Origin of the sequence: Rhodopseudomonas boonkerdii (assembly GCF_021184025.1) — a bacterium.
Taxonomy (GTDB): Bacteria; Pseudomonadota; Alphaproteobacteria; order Rhizobiales; family Xanthobacteraceae; genus Tardiphaga; species Tardiphaga boonkerdii.
In genome coordinates, this window is the sequence record NZ_CP036537.1 from 3654572 (window position 1) to 3675885 (window position 21314).

Genomic DNA, 21314 nt, shown 5'->3' on the forward strand with positions numbered 1-21314 from the left:
AGCGCGCTCAAGGGGGTCTGAATCAACGCCGCAGGATGTGATCCGTTGCAACGCGCCGGTGCTCCCAGCCCTCGCGCTCTAGCTCGGGGCGGTCGTCCTCGGTCTCGGGATAGCCGATGCAGAAATAGCCGATCAGCCGCCAGTCGCGGGGAACGTCGAGCGCTTCGGCAACGGCAGCGGGATCGAGGATCGACACCCAGCCCATGCCGATGCCTTCCGCCCGCGCTGCCAGCCACATGGTGGTCACCGCGGTCACCACCGAATACTCGGCCATCTCCGGCATGGTGCGTCGCCCGACCCCGTGCCCGACCTCGGTACCGCGATCCGCGAACACCGCGAGATGTCCCGGCGCTTCACGCAGACCCGCAAGCTTCAGCCGCGCATAGAGCTGCGCGCGTTCGCCGTGATAGGCACCCAGTGCTTCGGCATTGCAGGTCGAAAAGTTTTTCTGCACGGCCTGGCGCCGCACGGGATCATCGACGATGACAAAGCGCCATGGTTGGCTGAGCCCCACCGATGGTGCCAGACATGCCGTTTCGATCAGCCGCTCCAACGCGCCCTCGGGCAACGGCTCGCTGCGAAACCGCCGGACGTCGCGGCGCCACGCAAAAAGGTCGTGCAAGTGGGCGCGAAACTGATCGTCGAAGGCCGGCAATGCCCTAGTCTTCCGGCGCGTTTTCGATCGGGTCGAACCGATCGTGATCGAGCGCGAGGAGATTCCATGATTGCAGCATATGCGGCGGCAGCGGCGCGGTCGCATCGATCACCCCGCCACGCGGATGCGGGATGACGATACGACGTGCGAGCAGATGCAGGCGGTTCTGCAGACCGCCGGGCAACTGCCAGTTCTCGATATTGAAATATTTGGGATCGCCGACGATAGCGTGGCCAATATGCGCCATGTGCGCACGGAGTTGATGGGTCCGTCCGGTCACTGGCTTCAGCGACACCCAGGAAAGCTTCTGGCCGGACGTTTCGACCACCGCATAATACGTGACCGCGTGGCTCGCGCCCTCGTCGCCATGTTTGGCGACGCGCATGATCGTATCTTCCTCATTCTCTTCCTTGGCGAGATAGGTCGAGATACGTCCCTGCTTCGGTTTCGGCACTCCCGCCACCAGTGCCCAATACATCTTTCGCGCCGAACGCTCACGAAAAGCGCCGGTGAGGAAGGACGCGGCGAAGCGCGTCTTGGCAATCAGCAAACAGCCCGACGTTTCCCTGTCGAGACGGTGAACGAGGCGCGGCTTCTGTCCCTTGGAGTCGCGCATCACCTCCAGCATCATGTCCACGTGGCGCGTCATGCCCGAACCGCCCTGCACGGCAAGGCCGGCCGGCTTGTTCAGCACCAGCACGTCGGGATCTTCGTAGATCGTCATCTCCTTGAGCGCGTCGAGCGTTTTTTGCGCGGCTTCTGAGAGAACCCCGCCGACCTTCGGCGCATCGAGCTTGAGCGGCGGAATGCGGACAGTCTGGCCGGTCTTGAGACGATCCTTGCTGTCGGCGCGCTTGCCGTTCACACGCAGCTCCCCCTTACGGACGATGCGCTGGATATGAGAGAATGACAGGCCGGGAAACCGCGCTTCGAGGAAGCGATCGACACGCATGTCGTTCTCGTCGGGCGTGACAGTCACGGTCTGCACGCCGGTCGGCATCGAGGCAGGCTCGGCCTTTGCCTTGGCAGGCTTCTCGACCACGGGTTCGGGCTTTCGTGAACGCGACGGACCGCCTGCGAAGCGCGTCGGCGCCTTGCTTCCGGTGCGTGCAGCGGATGACCGCTCGCTCCGTTCCGGGCGTTCGGATCGCTCAAAGCGTTGCGGGCGCTCAGATCGTTCGAAACGTTCCGGGCGCTCAGAACGCTCAAACCGCTCCGGTCGCTCAGACCGTTCAAAGCGCTCGCCCCGCTCAGCCACACGTGCGCGCGGCGGGCGTGCACTGGTGGGTCGTTCCGTATCGCCGCGCTCGGTCCGGAAGCGTTCGCCCTTCGCCATGGCGCCCTTCGGAGGCGTTCTGGCAGGCCCCTTGGCCGCCTTCTTCGCCGCCGCCTTGGCCATCGTGGCGCCCGGTTTGGCGCGTCCCGAACGGCCACCGCCTCCGGTGCCGCGTTTGGCGGGGGATTTCGTATCGCGACGGCTCATCTGTAACTCCAGGGGGAAAGTCCGTCCGTAGCGCATCTACCGACCGGGGTCACGGTCAAATCGCCCGTTCGTACAAACCTTCAGGTTCCGCCCGCCGGATTTGCCGGCGTCAGCGGCGAAAACCACCATACGGGGACTGGCCGGACAGCAGGCGCTGCGTCGGAGAGCCATCGTCCAATTGATGTTGGGTGAAGCTGCCCTCGAGCGACAAAGTGAGATTCGGAATCGGCTGAAACGCGATGCCTGCGCGCGCCCTGTATCCGGCCGCGATGCTGGTATCGGAACTGAATGGCGCCAGCGCGGTGCCGATGCCCGGGCGGTAGTTCAGGGTGTCGAAGCCGGCAAAGACGGTGACCGGCAGATCTCCGGCGCCCTTGAACGCGTAGCCTGCCAGCGTGCTCTGAGCGGTGAGCCCGCCGAAATCGCTGGAGGCGCCAGCCCAGCCGAGGCCCATGCGATCAAAACTCGCGGCCTCGCTGCGCACATATGCACCGGTCCGAAAATTGGACTTCCAGTCGCCGTCATACGCAGCCCCGGCATCGAAACCAGGGAAATTGCGGTAGCTCGTGATGCCGGCATCGGACCAGCCGCCGAGACCAAACGGCCCGTTAGGTACCCAGTACTGCACCGGCGCCGCCTGCTGAGCCGAAGCCACCTGGGCGATCAGGCAACACGTTGCACCGATAACGGCGGCGCGCAGCGATTGAGATGTAACAATCGACATCAGACCTTGTCCAACTGACGGGCGCATTTGCGCCGTAACATACTCTACGCTTCTGTCCTTTTGGCGGCGCGCAGCTTCGCCCAGTAATCCAGCCGCTTGCGAATCTCGCGTTCGAAACCGCGCTCGGGCGGATCATAGAAGGTCTGGCGCCCCAAGGCTTCCGGGAAATAGTCCTGACCGGAAAAGGCCTCAGGCGTGTCATGGTCGTATTGATATCCTTCGCCGTAGCCTTCGGACTTCATCAGCTTGGTCGGCGAATTCAGGATGTGTTTTGGCGGCAGCAGGGAGCCGGCCTCCTTCGCCGTTCGCATCGCGGCCTTGTAGGCCATGTAGGCAGCATTCGATTTCGGCGCGGTCGCTATGTAGATCACCGCCTGCGCGATGGCGAGCTCGCCTTCGGGGTGACCAAGGAAATCATAGGCGTCCTTGGCGGCATTGCAGATGACCAGCGCCTGCGGATCGGCGAGTCCGATATCTTCGACGGCCATGCGCACGACACGACGCGCAAGGAACAGCGGGTCTTCACCCGCGTCGAGCATGCGTGCGAGATAGTACAGCGCCGCATCCGGATCGCTGCCGCGCACGGATTTGTGCAATGCCGAAATCAGATTGTAATGCCCGTCCGCCGACTTGTCGTAGATCGGCGCGCGGCGCTGCAGGATGTCCTGAAGCTGCGCGGCATTGAAAACTTCGTCGGCTCGCGCCGCGCGCCAGACCTCTTCGGCCAGCGTCAACGCGGCGCGTCCATCGCCATCGGCCATGCGTATCAGCACGGCGCGCGCTTCCGCATCGAGCGGCAGCTTGCGGCCTTCGATCTTCTCAGCGTTGGCGAACAGCTTTTCGATCGCCTCGGCATCATGCGATTGAAACACGAGGACGCGCGCACGCGAGAGAAGCGCCGCATTAAGCTCGAAAGACGGGTTCTCAGTGGTAGCGCCGACGAGCACGACAGTGCCATCTTCCATGACGGGCAGAAACGAGTCCTGCTGCGCCTTGTTGAAACGATGCACCTCGTCGACGAACAGCAGCGTGCCCTTGCCGATCTGGCGGCGGGCACGCGCGGCATCGAACACCTTTTTCAAATCCGCGACGCCGGAGAACACGGCGGAAATCTGCTCGAACTGCAGTTCCGTTGCATCCGCAAGCAGCCGCGCCACCGTGGTCTTGCCTGTGCCGGGCGGCCCCCAGAAGATAAGCGAGCCGAGTGTGCGCGTTTCCAGCATACGCGTCAGCGCGCCGTCCGGACCGAGAATGTGATCCTGCCCGACGACATCGGCGAGCACGCGCGGCCGCAACCGTTCCGGCAGCGGACGCGGCGCATCCCGCTCGAGACCGGCTGCGGCGAACAGATTGGCCGATGGTTGCTTGGGACTCATCCGCCGAGCGTGACGTTGATCTGCTGGCCACCGCGCACGACGACGATGCGCCACAGCCGTGCGCCATCGCGCGTGACCTTTTCGAGGTCGCTGGTCTTGACGATCTTGACACCGTTGACCGCGAGAATGAGGTCGCCTTTCTGAAAGCCGACATTCGCTGCCGTCGCCGTATCGGTGAGATCGGTGATCACAACGCCCTCGACACCGGCATCCAGCCGCAGCTCGTCTGCCAGCGCGGGCGAGATGTTGGCGACCTTTGCGCCCTGGAAAGGCGAGCGCCCCTTCAGAACGATTTCATCGCGGCCGGTGTCGGGCGCCGCCTCGAGCGCGACGGTGAGCTTCACCGGCTTGCCGCCACGCTGCACATCGAGCTGCGTGGTGCCGCCGAGCGGGCGCGTCGCGAAACGATATTCGAACGCGTTGGGGTCGTCGATCGGCTGGGCGTCGATGGCGGTGACGAGATCGGAAACCTTCAGGCCCGCCTTCGCCGCGGGACTGTTCGACGTCACATTGACGACCAATGCGCCCGACGGGGTCTTGAGGCCCAGCGTCTCGGCGATATCCGGGGTCACATTCTGCAAGCGCGCGCCGAGCCATGGACGCTTCACGGCCGTGCCGCCGCTCTTTGCCGAGGCGACGACGACGCGAACCATATTGGCCGGAATGGCAAAGCCGATGCCCTGCGATCCGCCCGAGCGCGAGAAGATCGCCGTGTTCACACCGACCAGCTTGCCGGCCATGTCCACCAACGCGCCGCCGGAATTGCCGGGATTGATCGCCGCGTCGGTCTGGATGAAGAACTGATAGTCGGTGATGCCGACCTGGGTACGCGCCAGTGCCGAAATGATGCCGTGGGTCACGGTCTGGCCGACGCCGAACGGATTGCCGATGGCAAGCACGACGTCGCCGACGAGCAAATCATCGGAGTTCGCGAAATCGAGCGTCGCGAATTTCTCCTTGCTGTCCTTGATACGGAGTACCGCCAGATCGGTGCGACTGTCCTTCAGCACGATCTCGGCTTCGAACTCACGTTTGTCGGCGAGCGAGACCTTGACCTGATCGGCCCCTTCGATGACGTGATTGTTGGTGACCACGAGACCGGATGCATCGACCATCACACCCGAGCCGAGCGAGCGCTGCATCTGCTCCGGTTGCATGCCCTGACCACCAAAGAAGCGCCGGAACAGAGGATCGTCGAGCAGCGGATTGCGGTTCTGCACCGTCTTGGCCGCATAGACATTGACGACCGCCGGCTGCACCCGTTGCACGATCGGCGCATAGGACAGCTTCAGTTCGGCAGCCGAAGACGGCACCTGCCGGGTTTGCGCCGAGACCGGGCTCAGACCGGCAGAAAGGACAATGGCGCAAAAAACCGAAACGGTCGCAGCACGGCGAAAGAATGGAATCATCGGGGCCTCTTTGGCAGAAATCGTCGGGAATATAGGCCCGCCAGCGGGGCAATAGAAGGGCAGGAGCCGACCGGCGATGCACGCCAGAGGGTCCGGCCTCGCCGATATCTGTGGGAACCGGCAGCCTTGCAATTCGTCCCTGTCCACGACAGCTAGAACTGGCGTCATGCCCATCCCAAGGAGTGCCCTATGAAGGCCGTCGGCTACACCAAGTCCCTTTCCATCGACGATGCACAGGCCCTGTTCGACTTCGAGGTCGACAAGCCGGAGCCGACCGGCCGCGACATCCGCGTGGCGGTGAGGGCGATCTCCGCCAACCCGGTCGATTTCAAGGTCCGCAAGCGTGCCCAGCCGCCCGCAGGCGAGACCAAAATCCTTGGCTATGACGCCGCCGGCGTGGTCGATGCGATCGGCCCCGAAGTCACCATGTTCAAGCCCGGCGATGCCGTGTTCTACGCCGGCTCGATCCAGCGTCAGGGCACCAATGCGGAGTTCCATCTCGTCGATGAGCGCATCGTCGGGCGCAAGCCGTCTTCCCTCTCCTTTGCGGAATCTGCAGCCTTGCCGCTCACAGCCATCACCGCCTGGGAACTGTTGTTCGATCGTCTCGGCGTCGCACCCGGCAAAAGCCTCGATCCGCGTACGCTGCTGATCATGGGCGGCGCCGGCGGCGTCGGTTCGATCCTGATCCAGCTCGCGCGCCGCCTCACCGGGCTCACCGTTGTCGCAACCGCGTCACGGCCGGAGACGGTCAAATGGTGTGAAGACCTCGGCGCTCATGCGGTGATCGATCACGGCAAGGCGCTCAAGCCACAGATCGACGCGCTGAAACTGCCGCCCGTCGCGCTTGTGGCGAGCCTCACCGGCACCGAGCAGCACTACAAGGCCCTCGCCGACATCATCGCGCCGCAAGGCAAGTTCGGCCTGATCGACGATCCCACAGAGTTCAACATGGCCGCCTTCAAGGGCAAGGCGATCTCGGTACACTGGGAGTCGATGTTCACGCGTTCGTCCTTCCAGACGCCCGACATGATCGCGCAACATCATCTTCTCGACGATGTCGCCGACCTCATCGACAAGGGCGTCCTGCGCACGACACTCGACAAGACCTTCGGCACCATCAATGCGGCGAATCTCAAACGTGCGCATGCACTGCTCGAATCCGGAAAGTCGCATGGCAAGATCGTGCTCGAAGGCTGGTGAGCGCGGAAAGCGCAACGACGACCACGCACAGGATCACGTCCAAAACGGCAGTACACCTGCAGGTGCACTGCCATTTTCATTTAGCTAACTTAAATAGCCATTTCGATCAACAAACTGTGGTCACGGTGCGACACATGCGCGCTCCTCCCGCTGCGGGTTAGCAATTTTGCAGAACCGTCACAGACCGCGCCTAGTTATGCGGCGAGTTCTCCAGGACTCGCTTGCACGGAACGGGATTCTCGCTGGCACGCCCGGCGGACATGCTCGTTCCGCAAGTTCATAAAACACAGCCTGAACGCATCACCACCTGCGCAGCAATTCGCGGGGCGTGACGGGTTTTGCCTTCTATAATGGGGATATCTATGTCTTTCACGACAAACAAATTCTTGGGCACCGTCGCCGTGCTCGGCGCGCTTGCCATGTCGGGCCAAGCGCACGCACAAACCACCAACGATGACGTCGCCGCGCTGAAGGCGCAGCTCCGCGCACTCGAGAAGAAGCTCGACAGCGTCCAAAGGCAGGCCAATGCCACGCAGAAGCAGCAGGCGAGCTTCGCCAATGCCAACGCCGCCATGCACAAGAAGGCCGTGCCGTTCGTCGATGCCACACTGACCATGCCGGGCAACCGTCCGACCTTCTGCACCGGCGATGGCATGAACTGCGTCGCGATCACGGGCCGTCTCCACTTCGACGCCGGCGCATACTCGTTCTCGCCGAAGTCCGGAGCGACTTCGCCGCAGAGCGTGAATGACGGTATCAATGCGCGCCGCGCCCGCCTCGGCCTGATCGGCACATACAACAAGGACTGGGAATACGGCCTCATCATCGACGCCGGCGGCACCACCGACGGCCAGGCCGTGCTGAACAATGCCTGGGTCGCCTATAAGGGCATCAAGGGCATGGTCATCCAGGGCGGCTATATCGACGTACCGTATACGCTGGATGAATCTATCAGCTCGAATAACTCCATGTTCATGGAGCGCGCGGCTTCGCAGGTGCTGGCCGTCAACCTCGCCGCCGGCGACTTCCGCTCGGCCTTCGGTGGTCAGGTGTTCGACAAGCACTACTGGGTCGGCGCCTACGTCACCGGTCCGACGACCGGTGCTGGCGTGAACCACTCGATCCCGCAGCCGCTCGGCGCCACCTTCCGCGCGGTCGGCGTGCCGGTGAACACTGACAGCACCACTGTCCTGCTCGGTTTCGACGCCCTTTATCTCGCCCAGACCGGCGGTGCGACCAACAACACGCTGCGCATGAACGACCGCATCGAAGTGCGTATCGATCCCGCCACCAACGCGCTGCTCGACACCGGCACCATGAACTTCGTCAACAGCGCTCATGTGCTGAGCGGTGAAGGCGCCATCCGTTACGGCGGCTTCCTGGCGACCGGCGAATACTTCAACTACAGCGTCCAGCGCACCAACGGCCTCGGCGACCTCAACTTCGAGGGCGGCTACGGTCAGGCCAGCTATGTGCTGACCGGCGAGTCCCGCAAGTACTCGTCGTCGGCCGGCGCGTTCGGCGGCGTCTCCCCTGCCCGTCCGGTCAATTTCGCGACCGGCGATCTCGGCGCGTGGGAACTGGCCGTGCGCTACAGCTATGCCAGCCTCAATGACTATGCTGGCGGCGTACGCGGCGGTGAACTGAAAAACACCACGGTCGGCCTGAATTGGTACGTCAACAACAACACCCGTTTCATGTTCAACTGGATCCACGGCACCGTCGACAAGTTCAACACGGCTGGCGTGAATACCGGCGCGGACTACGACGTGTTCGCGATGCGCACACAGGTCGCCTGGTAAATATCAGCTCCGGCGATCTTCAGGCTGCGAGGCTGAATGCCCTCGGCCGCTCCATGAATAAAGGCGGCGCTCCGGCGCCGCCTTTTGCCTTGGCAATTCTTCTCTCAAGATCACGCGATCGTCTGGACGATGCCGCCTTCGGCGCGCAGCGCCGCGCCATTGGTCACCGACGCCTGCTTCGAGCTCACGAACACCACCATATTGGCAATCTCCTCGACGCTGGCAAAGCGCTGGATCAGCGACGTCGAGCGGTGCTGCTTGACGAAGTTCGAGGCGGCTTCATCGAGCGACTGACCGTTCTGCCTGGCGAGATCTTTGACGAAGGTCTCGACACCTTCGGACATGGTCGGCCCCGGCAGCACGGAGTTCACCGTCACCGCCGTTCCCTTGGTGAGTTCGGCGAGGCCACGCGAGATGGCGAGCTGTGCCGTTTTCGACATGCCGTAATGGATCATCTCACTCGGGATATTGAGGCCGGATTCCGAGGAGATGAAAACAATGCGGCCCCAGTTTCGCTTCAGCATGCCCTGCATGTAAGCGCGCGACAGACGCACACCCGACATGACATTGACGTCGAAGAAGCGCTCCCAGTCTTCATCCGGAATGTCGAAGAAGTCCTTGGGTTCAAAAATGCCGGCATTGTTGATCAGGATGTCGACGTCAGGCAGCGCAGAGACGAGAGCCTTGCAGCCGTCGGCGGTCGAGACATCGGCTGCGACGCCCTTCACTTTGGCACCCGGGACGGCCTTGCCGATAGCGGCGATCGCCGCGTCCACCTTGGTTTGGCTGCGGCCGTTGACCACGACCTCGGCGCCGGTGCCGGCGAGGCCTTTGGCGATCGCAAGGCCGATACCTGCGGTGGAGCCCGTGACGAGTGCTGTCTTACCGGTGAGATCGATCTGCATTGGATGCTCCATCAGTGAGGATGGAACTGATATCGGAACTGCCCCATCGCGCCGCAATGATGCTCACGCGGCGGTGAGCGCCTAAATAAAAAGCGGCGCCCGCTGGCGCCGCTTTCCGAACTCAATACTTCTACAGCTTACGCTGCGTCGGCCTCGCCGCCCTGCACCGGACCGGAATCCTTGCCCTTGGCGTCTTCGTCGCGATCGACGAACTCGATCACCGCCATCGGGGCGTTGTCGCCATAGCGGAAGCCGGCCTTGATGATGCGGGTGTAGCCGCCCTGACGATCAGCGTAGCGCTTGGCCAGCACGTCGAACAGTTTACGGACCTGATCCTGGTCCTTCATTTCGCTGATGGCCTGACGACGCTTGTCGAGACCACCCTTCTTGCCGAGGGTGACGAGCTTCTCGACGATCGGGCGGAGCTCCTTGGCCTTCGGAAGCGTGGTGACGATCTGCTCGTGCTTGATCAGCGACGCGCACATGTTGGCGAACATCGCCTTGCGGTGTTCAGCGGTGCGGTTGAGTTTGCGATGAACCTTGCCGTGACGCATTGAAGTAGTCCTCTATTCAGTTTGCCGCGACGGTTCGTCGGGACATCATGTTGCAGGTGGGCCGCCTGCGTTCGCCCAGAACGATGACCGGGCAAACCCGGCCACGTTCAATCGTTTGCTCAGTAGTGGTCTTCGAAGCGCTTCGCCAGCTCGTCGATATTCTCCGGCGGCCAACCGGGCACTTCCATGCCGAGATGCAGGCCCATCTGGGCCAGCACTTCCTTGATTTCGTTCAGCGACTTGCGGCCGAAGTTCGGGGTACGGAGCATTTCCGCTTCCGACTTCTGCACGAGGTCGCCGATGTAAACGATGTTGTCGTTCTTCAGGCAGTTCGCCGAACGCACCGAAAGCTCGAGCTCGTCCACCTTCTTGAGGAAGGCGGGGTTGAAGGCGAGATCCGGGATAACTTCCTGAGCGACTTCCTTGCGGGGCTCTTCGAAGTTCACGAACACGTTGAGCTGGTCCTGCAGGATGCGCGCGGCGTAAGCCACAGCGTCCTCGGGCGTCAGCGCGCCGTTGGTCTCGATGGTCATGGTGAGCTTGTCGTAGTCGAGGATCTGGCCCTCACGGGTGTTCTCGACCTTGTAGCTGACCTTGCGAACCGGCGAATACAGGCTGTCGACCGGGATCAGGCCGATCGGCGCATCTTCCGGACGGTTGTGTTCGGCTGCGACATAGCCCTTGCCACCCGACACGGTGAACTCCATGCGGATCTCGGCGCCATCGTCGAGAGTGCAGAGCTGCAGTTCAGGGTTGAGAACGGTGATGTCGCCAACGGTCTGGATATCGCCGGCGGTGACAACGCCCGGCCCCTGCTTCTTCACGACCATGCGCTTCGGGCCTTCGCCGAGCATCTTGATCGAGATGTCCTTGACGTTCAGCACGATGTCGGTGACGTCTTCACGCACGCCGGCGATCGAGGAGAACTCGTGCAGCACGCCATCGATGTGCACCGACTGCACGGCAGCGCCCTGCAACGACGACAGCAGGATGCGGCGCAGCGCGTTGCCGAGGGTTTGACCGAAACCACGCTCGAGCGGCTCGGCGACGAGAGTCGCGAAACGCGAGGGATCGCTGCCCGGAGTCACCTGCAGCTTGTTGGGGCGGATAAGCTCTTGCCAATTTTTCTGGATCGTCACTGGGTCACCCATGGCCATCGAATTCTCTGGCTTGGAGATCGCGGAGAAAGTCCGCGTAAAACTACGTCGAACGCGATTGCGGGCGGCCACGCCCCCCGCAATCCAGATAGATAATGATTAAACGCGGCGGCGCTTGCGCGGCCGGCAGCCGTTATGCGGGATCGAAGTCACGTCGCGGATCGAGGTGACGGTGAAGCCTGCGGCCTGCAGCGCGCGGAGAGCCGATTCGCGACCCGAACCCGGACCGCCGACTTCGACTTCCAGGGTCCGCATGCCGTGTTCCTGCGCCTTCTTGGACGCGTCTTCAGCAGCGACTTGCGCGGCATACGGGGTCGACTTGCGCGAGCCCTTGAAGCCCATCGTGCCGGCCGAAGACCAGGCAATCGTGTTGCCCTGGGCATCGGTGATGGTGATGGTGGTGTTGTTGAAGGACGAGTTCACATGCGCGATGCCCGAAGCGATGTTCTTACGTTCGCGACGACGGACGCGGGCGGCTTCCTTTGCCATTGTAGACCTTTCTAGAGATATCAACGCCGCCGTAGTGCCAGCGGCTACACCGGGAAAATGCAAACGACGAACAGGGAGTAGCGAAAATGCTTCGCCACTCCCTGCCCGCCCTGAGCGCTAAATTACTTCTTCTTGCCTGCGATGGCCTTGGCCGGACCCTTGCGGGTGCGCGCATTGGTATGCGTGCGCTGGCCACGAACCGGCAGACCGCGACGATGACGCAGGCCGCGATAGCAGCCGAGGTCCATCAGACGCTTGATGTTCATGCCCGTCTCACGACGGAGGTCGCCCTCGACCAGATAATCGCGGTCGATGACTTCACGGATCTGGAGCACCTCGGCGTCGCTCAGCTGATTGACGCGGCGCTCCGGGGTGATCTTCACCTTCTCGATGATATCGGCAGCATTCTTCTGGCCGATGCCATGGATATACTGCAGCGCGATCAGAACGCGCTTGTTGGTCGGGATGTTTACACCGGCGATACGGGCCACAACTTCTCTCCTGTCACCAGCCGATCATGAACTGGCATTATCTTCAATCTGTCGGGCGGGCATTCACAAAACGCGAATACGACGCCCGTCCCTCAACTCAGTGGGGCCCGGCATCGTCTGGAATCTTCCGACTGGATGAGGGCCGTATTTAGAGACTCGACTCTGGTACGTCAACCGCCCCTAGCGCTTGGCCCGCTTTTTCGCGAGCTTTCGCACGGACTTGCCTGACTTCTTGGCGGTTGTTTTGGCGGCCTTCTTGACCGCCTTTTTCACCGTTTTGGCCGCCTTTTTGACGGATTTCTTGGTGGATTTCGTGCTTTTCGCCTTGGAGGCGACCTTGGAACCCGACTTGGCGGCCTTTTTCGGCGCCTTCACCGCCTTCTTGGCCGCAGCCTTTTTCGCGACTTTGGCCTTCTTGGCCGGAGCCTTTGCAGCCTTCTTCGCTGCCTTTTCGGCCGGAGCCTTCTTGGCGGGCTTGGCCTTCCCAGCCGTCTTCGGCGTGGCGGTTTTCTTGGCCGATGCCTTCTTGGCGGCCTTACGGGGCGACTTTGCTGCAGCGTCATCGAGAATCGCCGCGAGCACGCGGTCGATCTCGAGCGTCACTTCATCAATGGTCATCATGCCATTGACGGTCACGAGCTTGCGCTTCTCGGAATAGTAGTCGATCAGCGGCTCGGTGGACGCACGGTAGGCAGCCAGACGCTTGGACAGCACTTCCGGCGTATCGTCCGCACGTACGGCCTCGCCGCGCGCCGTCATCTCGGCGACGCGGGTTTCCACGCGTTCGAGCAGCGCGCCCTCATTGACGCGCAGTTCGACGGCGGCGTCGAGATTGAGGCCCTTGGACTTCAACAGCACGTCCAGCGCCTGAGCCTGCGGCACGGTGCGCGGGAAGCCGTCGAGGATAAAGCCGTTGGCGGCATCCGGCTGCTCGATGCGATCGGAAATGATCCCGATGACCACCTCGTCAGGCACCAGACCGCCGGCGGCCATGATGTCCTTGGCCTTGAGACCGATCTCGGTCTCGGCAGCCACGGCGGCACGGAGCATGTCTCCCGTGGAAAGTTGCACGATCCCGTGACGCGCCACGAGACGCTGTGCCTGTGTTCCCTTGCCCGCCCCCGGCGGCCCGAGAAGAATAAGTCTCATTTACGCCGGCCCCTCAGCTTCGACTTGCGGATCAAACCTTCATACTGGTGCGCCAGCAAATAGCCCTGCACCTGAGCAACCGTATCCATGGTCACGCTGACCACGATCAGCAGCGAGGTGCCGCCGAAATAGAACGGCACGGCCGCATAGGAGATCATGATCTCGGGGATCAAGCAGACGACGGCGAGATAGGCGGCGCCGACCACGGTAATGCGCGACAGCACATAGTCGATATACTCGGCAGTCCGCTCGCCCGGACGGATGCCCGGAATGAAGCCGCCATGCTTCTTCAGATTGTCAGCGGTCTCGGTCGGATTGAACACGATCGCCGTATAGAAGAACGCGAAGAACACGATCAACGAGACATACATCACCAGAAACAGCGGGCGGCCGTGGCTGAGCTGGGTCGTCAGCATCTGGAACCACTCGGGGCCCTTGCCGGCATTGAAGCTGGCAATAGTCGCCGGCAGCAGCAACAGGGACGACGCGAAGATCGGCGGAATAACGCCCGACGTGTTCAGCTTCAGCGGCAGATGCGAGGACTGGCCCTCGAACATCTTGTTGCCGACCTGACGCTTCGGATACTGGATCAGGAGGCGACGTTGGGCGCGCTCCATGAACACGATGAAGGCGATCACGACGACGGCCATCACGATCACGACCAGGATCAGACCGGTGGACAGCGCGCCCTGCCGGCCAAGTTCGAGCATATTGGCGATCGCCGCCGGGAGCTCGGCCACGATACCGGCCAGAATGATCAGCGAGATGCCGTTGCCGATGCCGCGCGAGGTAATCTGCTCGCCGAGCCACATCAGGAACATGGTGCCGCCGGTAAGCGTCACTGACGCCGAGATCAGGAAGAACAGGCCGGGTTCGCTGACCACATTGCCGGCGCTCTGCAGACCTGCCGCGATGGCGTAGGACTGGAAGGCAGCCAGGATGACGGTCAGATAACGGGTGTACTGATTCAGCGTCTTGCGGCCCGCTTCGCCCTCTTTCTTGAGCGCTTCGAGCTGCGGCGACACCGTGGTCAAAAGCTGGATGATGATCGATGCCGAAATATACGGCATGATGTTCAGCGCAAAAATCGCCATGCGATTGATGCCGCCGCCCGCGAACATGTTGAACATGCCGAGGATGCCGCCGGCCTGCTGGCGGAACACCTGCTCCCATGCCGACGGATCGATACCGGGCAGCGGGATATAGGTGCCGAGCCGATAAACAAGCAGCGCACCCAGTGTGAACCAGATGCGCTTCTTCAGTTCATCGGCTTTGCCGAGCGCGGCGAAATTGAGATTGGAGGCGAGTTGCTCTGCTGCAGAGACCATGTCGGACTTTCTCCCGCACCTCTCGAACCTGGGTGTCTGCGCAATCGAGACACCCGGCGAGGCCGGACGTTATTTGGTGCTCGGCATTACTAAAATCTACCCGAGTGCCGTGCAAGGCCGCCCGCGGACGCAGGCGGCGCGCAGGTCTCAGGCCGCCTCGCCGTCTTCGGCCTTGGCGGGCGCAAGGATGGTCACCTTGCCGCCAGCTTTCTCGATCGCCTCAACGGCCGACTTCGACGCACCGGCGACTTCGAGATTCAGCTTGGCCTTGATCTCGCCACGACCGAGCACGCGGATGCCGTCCTTGGCGCGGCGGATCACGCCGGCTTCGACCAGCGAGGCCGCGGTGATGGTGGCCGACGCATCGAGCTTCTTGCTGTCGATCGCGTCCTGGAGGCGATCCAGGTTGATCTCGGCGAAGTCGAGACGGAAGATATTGTTGAAGCCACGCTTCGGCAGACGGCGATGCAGAGGCATCTGACCGCCTTCGAAGCCCTTGATGCGCACGCCCGAACGTGCGGTCTGGCCCTTGCCGCCGCGGCCGCCGGTCTTGCCCTTGCCAGAGCCAATGCCGCGGCCGATGCGCATACGCTTCTTACGGGAGCCGGCGTTATCGGCGATATCGCTGAGCTTCATCGTTCTGTTTCCTGTTTCGTCCTGCCCGTTCGGAGCGGCAAATGGCCGTTTGAACCCGAAAGAGCAGTGTCATCCTTGCGGCAACCGTGTGGCCGACTTGAGACGACGTGAAAGTCCTTAGTCCTCGACCACGCGGACGAGGTGCTGCACCTTGGCGATCATGCCGCGAACTTCAGGGGTGTCCTGAAGCTCGGTCACGCGGCCGATCTTGTTGAGCTTCAGGCCGACCAGGGTCGAGCGCTGCGAGTGGTGACGGCGGATCGCACTGGCGATCTGCTCCACCTTGAGGGTCTTTGCGGCCTTGGCCATCGTGATTACTCCGAAGTCAGGCTTACTCGGCGACCACTTCCGCATCGGCGCCAACGCGGCGCGACTGCAGAGTGGAAACCTTGAGGTTACGACGAGCGGCGACCGAGCGCGGCGAATCCTGATGCTTCAGCGCGTCGAATGTCGCACGGACCATGTTGTACGGATTCGACGAGCCCACCGACTTGGCGACCACGTCCTGGATACCCAGCGTTTCAAACACCGCGCGCATCGGACCGCCGGCGATGATTCCGGTACCCGCCGGAGCTGCACGCAGATAGACGCGGCCCGCACCATGGCGGCCAGCGATATCGTGATGCAGCGTACGGCCTTCGCGCAGAGCGACGCGCGTCAGGTTGCGCTTGGCGCTGTCGGTTGCCTTGCGGATCGCTTCCGGCACTTCACGGGCCTTACCGTGACCGAAACCGACCCTGCCCTTCTGATCGCCGATGACGACCAGCGCGGCGAAGCCGAAACGCTTACCGCCCTTAACGACCTTCGCCACACGGTTGATGTGGACGAGCTTGTCGACGAATTCGCTATCACGCTCTTCCCGGGGGCCCCGGTCGCGTCCGCCGCGTTCGCGTTCACCTGCCATGGTGTTTTCCAATCTTTGCGAAGCTTGCGCTTCTGTGTCCGTTCAAATCGATGAATGCCAAACGCTTAGAAGCTCAGCCCGCCTTCGCGAGCGGCATCTGCCAGCGCTTTGACGCGGCCGTGGTATAGATACTGACCACGGTCGAAGATCACTTCCTTGACGCCATTCTTGACGGCGCGCTCCGCGAGGAGCTTGCCGACGACCTGCGCCGCATCGATGTCCGCACCGGTCTTGCCGCCGTCGCGGAGACCCTTCTCCAGCGACGAGGCAGAAGCGAGCGTCTCGCCCTTCAGGTCGTCGATGACCTGCGCGTAGATGTGCTTCGACGAACGGAACACCGACAGACGCGGACGACCGTTGGCGTTGCGGCGAATGGCCAGACGAACGCGCTGCTTGCGCCGGGCATTCGTAATCTTGAGTTTCGACATGACCCGCTCCGTTACTTCTTCTTGCCTTCCTTGCGGAAGATAAATTCGTCGGAATAACGAACGCCCTTGCCCTTATAGGGCTCCGGCGGGCGATAGCTGCGGATCTCAGCCGCAACCTGACCGACGCGCTGCGAGTCGATACCGGCGACGTTGATCTCGGTCGGCTTCGGCACGGTGATCGTGATGCCTTCCGGGATCGTGTAGATCACGTCGTGGCTGTAACCGAGCGCGAGCTGCAGGTTCTTGCCCTGCAGCGCGGCGCGGTAACCGACGCCGGTGATCTCGAGCTTCTTCTCGAAGCCCTTGGTGACGCCTTCGACCAGATTGTTGATCTGGGCGCGAGCGGTACCGTACAGCGAACGCGCGCGCTTGGTTTCCGAGCGCGGAGCGACGGTGATCTTGCCGTCCTTCATCTCGACCGAGACATCGTCGTGAACAACGAACTGAAGAGCGCCCTTGGGGCCCTTCATCTTGACGGTCTGCCCTTCGACATTCGCGGTAACGCCAGCGGCGATCGCGACGGGCTTCTTGCCTACACGGGACATGTTCTATCCTTCCTCAGAACACCGTGAAGAGGACTTCGCCGCCCACATTCGCGTCACGCGCGGCGTGGTCGGCCATGATCCCCTTCGGCGTCGACAGAACCGAGATACCGAGGCCATTGCGGACGCGCGGCAGGTTCTTCACCGAGACATAAACGCGACGACCAGGCTTGGACACGCGCTCGATTTCGCGAATGACCGGCTCGCCGTCGAAATACTTCAGCTCGATCTCGAGCTCGGAGCGGCCATTTGCATGCTCGATCGAGGCGAAGTCACGGATGTAACCTTCGCTCTTGAGAACTTCGAGCACGTTGGCGCGCATCTTCGAGCCCGGGGTCGAAACCTTGGACTTGGTGCGCATCTGCGCGTTGCGGATGCGGGTGATGAGATCGCTGATCGGATCGTGCGTGGACATCTGCGACCCTCCCCTTACCAGCTCGACTTCACGAGCCCGGGAACCAGGCCCTTCGAGCCGAGTTCACGCAGCGCGATACGGCTGAGCTTGTTGAGACGATAAACCGAGTGCGGACGGCCAGTCACTTCGCAGCGATTCTGGACACGAACAGCCGACGAATTGCGCGGCATCTCGGCGAGCTTCAGGGTGGCGGCGAACCGCTCTTCCATCGGCTTGTCCTTGTCGGCGATGATGGCCTTGAGGCGCGCGCGCTTCGGCGCGGCGTTGGCGGCCATCTTCTTCCGACGGTTGTTCTTTTCGATTGAACTCTTCTTTGCCATGCTTGGCTCCTGGGTTACCGCGTTTGAGAAGCTCGAAAGCTGCTCACTGCCGGAACGGGAAATTGAAAGCGGTCAACAAAGCGCGGGCTTCGTCATCCGTGCGTGCGGTCGTGCACACCGTGATGTCCATGCCCAGCGGCGAATCCCCGGCCTTATCGAAATCGATTTCCGGGAAAATGATGTGCTCCTTGAGGCCGAGCGAGTAGTTGCCGCGGCCGTCGAAGCTCTTGCCGTTGAGACCGCGGAAGTCGCGGACGCGCGGCAATGCGACGTTCACCAGACGATCGATGAACTCGTACATCTTGGTCTTGCGCAAGGTCACCTTGGCGCCGATCGGCTGGTTTTCACGCAGCTTGAAGGTCGCGATGGCCATGCGGGAATAAGTCACCATCGCCTTCTGACCGGCAATCAGCGACAGATCAGCTGCGGCAGTCTCGGCCTTCTTGCGGTCGTTGACTGCTTCGCCAACGCCCATGTTGAGGACGACCTTGTCCAGGCGCGGCACCTGCATGACGTTCCCGTAGCCGAACTGTTCGATCAGCTTGGCACGAATGCTTTCATCATACTGCGCACGCAGACGCGGAATGTAAGCGGTCTCAGACATCAGATCTCTGCTCCCGAACGCTTGGCGACACGCACCTTGGTGCCGTCTGCCTGAATCTTGAAACCAACGCGGGTCGCCTTGCCGTCCTTATCGACGATGGCAATGTTGGACAGCTGGATCGGCGCCTCTTTCGAGATGATCCCACCTTCCTGGTTCTGCGTCTGCTTCTGGTGACGCTTGACCAGGTTGACGCCGCGAACCAGCGCCTTGCCCTCGGTCGGGCGCACTTCGAACACTTCGCCGGTGCGACCCTTGTCGCGGCCGGTCAGCACGATGACCTTGTCACCCTTGCGGATCTTGGCAGCCATTACAGCACCTCCGGCGCGAGCGAAATGATCTTCATGTGGTTCTTGGCACGCAGTTCACGCGGCACGGGCCCGAAGATACGGGTACCGACCGGCTCCGACTGGTTGTTGATCAGCACGGCGGCGTTGCGATCGAAGCGGATGACGGATCCGTCCGGACGGCGGATGTCCTTGCGGACACGCACCACGACGGCCTTCATGACGTCGCCCTTCTTCACCTTCCCGCGCGGGATGGCTTCCTTGATCGAAACGACAATAACGTCGCCAACGGAGGCATAACGGCGCTTGGATCCACCAATCACCTTGATGCACATGACACGGCGTGCGCCTGAATTATCGGCCACGTCGAGGTTGGTCTGCATCTGAATCATTGATGCACCTCGTCCTCTTTCTGATGCGCTGAGCGCGTTTTAAGCGGTAGTCTTCTGTTCGCCCCGGACCACGGTCCAGCGCTTCAACTTCGAGATCGGCTTGCTCTCTTCGATCCACACGGTGTCGCCCGGCTTGAACTGGTTGTTCTCGTCGTGCGCGTGATAGTTCTTCGAGCGGCGAATGGTCTTCTTGTAGATCGGGTGGGTAAAGCGACGGTCAACGCGGACCACGATGGTCTTCGCCTGCTTGTCGCTGACGACCACGCCCTGCAGAGTACGTTTCGGCATGTGCGGCCCCTTACTTCGACTTGCCGTCGCGCTTCTGCGCGGCGATGGTCTTGATACGTGCGATATCGCGGCGAGCTTCACGCAGGCGCGAGGTGTTCTCCAGCTGCCCGGTGGCACGCTGGAAACGCAGGTTGAAGCGCTCTTTCTTCAGGTTGAGGACGGCGTCGTCCATCTGATCCTGGCTCATCGCGCGGATATCGCTGGTCTTCATTTCAGCCATGGCTCAATCCTTACTCGGCAATACGCGACACGAAGCGCGTCTTGATCGGCAGCTTGGCGGCGGCGAGCGTCATCGCTTCCTTCGCGATCTGCGGCGTCACGCCGTCGATCTCGAAAATCAGCTTGCCCGGCTTCACGCGAGCCACCCACAATTCCGGCGAACCCTTGCCCGAGCCCATGCGGACTTCGGCAGGCTTCTTCGACACCGGAAGATCCGGGAAAATACGGATCCACACGCGGCCGGCGCGCTTCATGTGACGGGTCAGTGCACGGCGGGCAGCTTCGATCTGACGGGCAGTGATCCGCTCAGGGGCCATCGCCTTCAGGCCGAACTGGCCGTAAGCCAGTGTCGCGCCAGACGACGCAACGCCGTGGATACGGCCCTTGTGCGCCTTGCGGAACTTGGTCTTCTTTGGTTGCATCATGGCTTAACGCCTCAATCCCTATAATTTAACGCTCAGGCAGCGTCGCGGCGCGGACGACCGGAGTCGCCTTCAGCCATACGCTTGTCCTGGGCCATCGGATCGTGCTCGAGGATCTCACCCTTGAAGATCCAGACCTTGACGCCGCAGGTGCCGAAGGTCGTGAACGCGGTACCCACACCGTAATCGATGTCGGCGCGCAGCGTGTGCAATGGCACGCGACCTTCGCGGTACCATTCCATACGTGCGATTTCAGCACCGCCCAGACGACCCGAGCAGTTGATACGAATGCCCTCGGCGCCGAGACGCATCGCGGACTGAACGGCGCGCTTCATGGCGCGGCGGAACGCAACGCGGCGCTCGAGCTGCTGCGCGATCGATTCGGCGACCAGGGTCGCGTCGAGCTCCGGCTTGCGGATTTCGACGATGTTGATCACGACGTCCGACGAGGTGATGTCGGCAACCTTCTTGCGAAGCTTGTCGATGTCAGCGCCCTTCTTGCCGATCACGACACCCGGACGCGCCGACTGGATCGTCACGCGGCACTTCTTGTGCGGACGCTCGATGATGATCTTGGCGACGGCCGCCTGCTTGAGCTCCTTGTGCAGGATCTCGCGGATCTTGATGTCTTCGTGCAGCAGCTTGCCGTACTCGTTCTTGCCCGCATACCAGCGAGAATCCCAGGTACGGTTGATGCCGAGGCGCAGACCGATTGGATTGATCTTCTGACCCATCTTACTCTCCTGCCCTTACGCGGCTTCAGCTTCGACCTGACGAACAACGATCGTCAGCTGCGCGAACGGCTTAAAGATACGCCCCGAACGGCCACGACCGCGCGGCGAAAAACGCTTCATGACAATGCCCTTGCCAACATGAGCCTCGGAGACGATCAGCGCGTCAACGTCGAGGTCGTGATTGTTCTCGGCGTTTGCGATCGCCGATTCGAGGCACTTCTTTACATCAACTGCGATCCGCTTGCGCGAAAATTGCAGGTCAGCGAGGGCTGCCGAGGCCTTTCGACCACGGATCATCTGCGCCACCAAGTTCAACTTTTGCGGGCTGACGCGCAGCATGCGGGCGATTGCCTTGGCTTCGTTATCCGGGAGAACCCGTTCGCGCTTTGGTTTGCTCATAG

Annotated in this window: 29 protein-coding genes; 2 read left to right on the plus strand and 27 right to left on the minus strand. The window is 62.0% G+C overall.

What is annotated here, in order from left to right; genetic code table 11:
• Nucleotides 1-22 precede the first annotated feature (22 nt).
• The 5 genes from bluB to E0H22_RS16780 all read right to left on the minus strand — a co-directional run bounded on the left by bluB (nucleotide 23) and on the right by E0H22_RS16780 (nucleotide 5647).
• Complete coding sequence (bluB, locus tag E0H22_RS16760; protein WP_233022138.1) at nucleotides 23-655, minus strand: 5,6-dimethylbenzimidazole synthase; 633 nt, start codon at nucleotides 653-655, stop codon at nucleotides 23-25.
• A gap of 4 nt (nucleotides 656-659) precedes the next feature.
• Complete coding sequence (locus tag E0H22_RS16765) at nucleotides 660-2138, minus strand: RluA family pseudouridine synthase (protein WP_233022139.1); 1479 nt, start codon at nucleotides 2136-2138, stop codon at nucleotides 660-662.
• Between the two features lie 109 nt (nucleotides 2139-2247).
• Nucleotides 2248-2862 carry a hypothetical protein gene (locus E0H22_RS16770; protein ID WP_233022140.1) on the minus strand — a complete coding sequence of 205 codons (615 nt, stop codon included), beginning with the start codon at nucleotides 2860-2862 and terminating at the stop codon, nucleotides 2248-2250.
• 44 nt (nucleotides 2863-2906) lie between these two features.
• On the minus strand, nucleotides 2907-4238 hold the full coding sequence (locus E0H22_RS16775; protein WP_233022141.1) for a replication-associated recombination protein A: 1332 nt from the start codon (nucleotides 4236-4238) through the stop codon (nucleotides 2907-2909).
• Nucleotides 4235-5647, minus strand: a complete 1413-nt coding sequence (locus E0H22_RS16780) for a DegQ family serine endoprotease (RefSeq protein ID WP_233022142.1) — start codon at nucleotides 5645-5647, stop codon at nucleotides 4235-4237. Before E0H22_RS16780 ends, E0H22_RS16775 begins: the two co-directional genes overlap by 4 nt.
• 189 nt (nucleotides 5648-5836) lie before the next feature.
• Here E0H22_RS16780 and E0H22_RS16785 point away from each other — a divergent pair, with 189 nt between their 5' ends.
• Nucleotides 5837-6850, plus strand: a complete 1014-nt coding sequence (locus E0H22_RS16785) for a zinc-binding alcohol dehydrogenase family protein (protein ID WP_233022143.1) — start codon at nucleotides 5837-5839, stop codon at nucleotides 6848-6850.
• Nucleotides 6851-7212: 362 nt separating this feature from the next.
• A complete protein-coding gene (locus tag E0H22_RS16790; RefSeq protein WP_233022144.1) occupies nucleotides 7213-8652 on the plus strand; it encodes an OprO/OprP family phosphate-selective porin in 1440 nt (479 codons plus the stop codon).
• A 110-nt stretch (nucleotides 8653-8762) separates the two neighbouring features.
• Here the strand turns inward: E0H22_RS16790 and E0H22_RS16795 are convergent, their stop codons facing one another.
• From E0H22_RS16795 to rplV, 22 genes are all read right to left on the minus strand, one after another.
• On the minus strand, nucleotides 8763-9557 hold the full coding sequence (locus E0H22_RS16795; protein WP_233022145.1) for an SDR family NAD(P)-dependent oxidoreductase: 795 nt from the start codon (nucleotides 9555-9557) through the stop codon (nucleotides 8763-8765).
• Nucleotides 9558-9694: 137 nt separating this feature from the next.
• Nucleotides 9695-10111 (minus strand): 50S ribosomal protein L17, encoded by a 417-nt coding sequence (rplQ, locus tag E0H22_RS16800; protein ID WP_233022146.1) that lies wholly within the window; start codon nucleotides 10109-10111, stop codon nucleotides 9695-9697.
• A 119-nt stretch (nucleotides 10112-10230) separates the two neighbouring features.
• Nucleotides 10231-11262 (minus strand): DNA-directed RNA polymerase subunit alpha, encoded by a 1032-nt coding sequence (locus E0H22_RS16805; RefSeq protein ID WP_233026404.1) that lies wholly within the window; start codon nucleotides 11260-11262, stop codon nucleotides 10231-10233.
• Between the two features lie 105 nt (nucleotides 11263-11367).
• Nucleotides 11368-11757: a 30S ribosomal protein S11 gene (gene rpsK, locus E0H22_RS16810; protein WP_233022147.1), complete on the minus strand. Its 390-nt coding sequence runs from the start codon at nucleotides 11755-11757 to the stop codon at nucleotides 11368-11370.
• Nucleotides 11758-11879: 122 nt separating this feature from the next.
• A complete protein-coding gene (rpsM, locus tag E0H22_RS16815) occupies nucleotides 11880-12248 on the minus strand; it encodes a 30S ribosomal protein S13 (protein WP_211909008.1) in 369 nt (122 codons plus the stop codon).
• A gap of 180 nt (nucleotides 12249-12428) precedes the next feature.
• Entirely contained in the window at nucleotides 12429-13397 is a 969-nt protein-coding gene (locus E0H22_RS16820) for an adenylate kinase (protein ID WP_233022148.1), read from the minus strand.
• On the minus strand, nucleotides 13394-14725 hold the full coding sequence (gene secY / locus E0H22_RS16825) for a preprotein translocase subunit SecY (protein ID WP_233022149.1): 1332 nt from the start codon (nucleotides 14723-14725) through the stop codon (nucleotides 13394-13396). Before secY ends, E0H22_RS16820 begins: the two co-directional genes overlap by 4 nt.
• Before the next feature lie 147 nt (nucleotides 14726-14872).
• Entirely contained in the window at nucleotides 14873-15361 is a 489-nt protein-coding gene (gene rplO / locus E0H22_RS16830; protein ID WP_233022150.1) for a 50S ribosomal protein L15, read from the minus strand.
• Nucleotides 15362-15478: 117 nt separating this feature from the next.
• A complete protein-coding gene (rpmD, locus tag E0H22_RS16835; protein ID WP_211909012.1) occupies nucleotides 15479-15670 on the minus strand; it encodes a 50S ribosomal protein L30 in 192 nt (63 codons plus the stop codon).
• Nucleotides 15671-15692: 22 nt separating this feature from the next.
• Nucleotides 15693-16265, minus strand: a complete 573-nt coding sequence (rpsE, locus tag E0H22_RS16840) for a 30S ribosomal protein S5 (protein ID WP_233022151.1) — start codon at nucleotides 16263-16265, stop codon at nucleotides 15693-15695.
• Nucleotides 16266-16330: 65 nt separating this feature from the next.
• On the minus strand, nucleotides 16331-16693 hold the full coding sequence (gene rplR / locus E0H22_RS16845; protein WP_233022152.1) for a 50S ribosomal protein L18: 363 nt from the start codon (nucleotides 16691-16693) through the stop codon (nucleotides 16331-16333).
• 11 nt (nucleotides 16694-16704) lie between these two features.
• Complete coding sequence (gene rplF / locus E0H22_RS16850; protein ID WP_233022153.1) at nucleotides 16705-17238, minus strand: 50S ribosomal protein L6; 534 nt, start codon at nucleotides 17236-17238, stop codon at nucleotides 16705-16707.
• A gap of 13 nt (nucleotides 17239-17251) precedes the next feature.
• Nucleotides 17252-17650: a 30S ribosomal protein S8 gene (gene rpsH, locus E0H22_RS16855; protein ID WP_233022154.1), complete on the minus strand. Its 399-nt coding sequence runs from the start codon at nucleotides 17648-17650 to the stop codon at nucleotides 17252-17254.
• Nucleotides 17651-17664: 14 nt separating this feature from the next.
• Nucleotides 17665-17970 carry a 30S ribosomal protein S14 gene (rpsN, locus tag E0H22_RS16860; protein WP_233022155.1) on the minus strand — a complete coding sequence of 102 codons (306 nt, stop codon included), beginning with the start codon at nucleotides 17968-17970 and terminating at the stop codon, nucleotides 17665-17667.
• Between the two features lie 43 nt (nucleotides 17971-18013).
• Nucleotides 18014-18574: a 50S ribosomal protein L5 gene (gene rplE, locus E0H22_RS16865; protein WP_233022156.1), complete on the minus strand. Its 561-nt coding sequence runs from the start codon at nucleotides 18572-18574 to the stop codon at nucleotides 18014-18016.
• A complete protein-coding gene (gene rplX, locus E0H22_RS16870) occupies nucleotides 18574-18882 on the minus strand; it encodes a 50S ribosomal protein L24 (RefSeq protein ID WP_233022157.1) in 309 nt (102 codons plus the stop codon). Before rplX ends, rplE begins: the two co-directional genes overlap by 1 nt.
• Nucleotides 18882-19250 (minus strand): 50S ribosomal protein L14, encoded by a 369-nt coding sequence (rplN, locus tag E0H22_RS16875; protein WP_211909020.1) that lies wholly within the window; start codon nucleotides 19248-19250, stop codon nucleotides 18882-18884. Before rplN ends, rplX begins: the two co-directional genes overlap by 1 nt.
• 39 nt (nucleotides 19251-19289) lie before the next feature.
• A complete protein-coding gene (gene rpsQ, locus E0H22_RS16880; RefSeq protein ID WP_211909021.1) occupies nucleotides 19290-19538 on the minus strand; it encodes a 30S ribosomal protein S17 in 249 nt (82 codons plus the stop codon).
• Nucleotides 19539-19548: 10 nt separating this feature from the next.
• Nucleotides 19549-19758, minus strand: coding sequence for a 50S ribosomal protein L29 (gene rpmC, locus E0H22_RS16885; RefSeq protein ID WP_211909022.1), 210 nt, complete (start codon nucleotides 19756-19758; stop codon nucleotides 19549-19551).
• Between the two features lie 10 nt (nucleotides 19759-19768).
• On the minus strand, nucleotides 19769-20182 hold the full coding sequence (gene rplP, locus E0H22_RS16890; protein WP_211909023.1) for a 50S ribosomal protein L16: 414 nt from the start codon (nucleotides 20180-20182) through the stop codon (nucleotides 19769-19771).
• Between the two features lie 32 nt (nucleotides 20183-20214).
• On the minus strand, nucleotides 20215-20913 hold the full coding sequence (gene rpsC, locus E0H22_RS16895; protein ID WP_233022158.1) for a 30S ribosomal protein S3: 699 nt from the start codon (nucleotides 20911-20913) through the stop codon (nucleotides 20215-20217).
• Nucleotides 20914-20928: 15 nt separating this feature from the next.
• Entirely contained in the window at nucleotides 20929-21312 is a 384-nt protein-coding gene (gene rplV, locus E0H22_RS16900; protein WP_233022159.1) for a 50S ribosomal protein L22, read from the minus strand.
• Nucleotides 21313-21314: the final 2 nt, after the last annotated feature.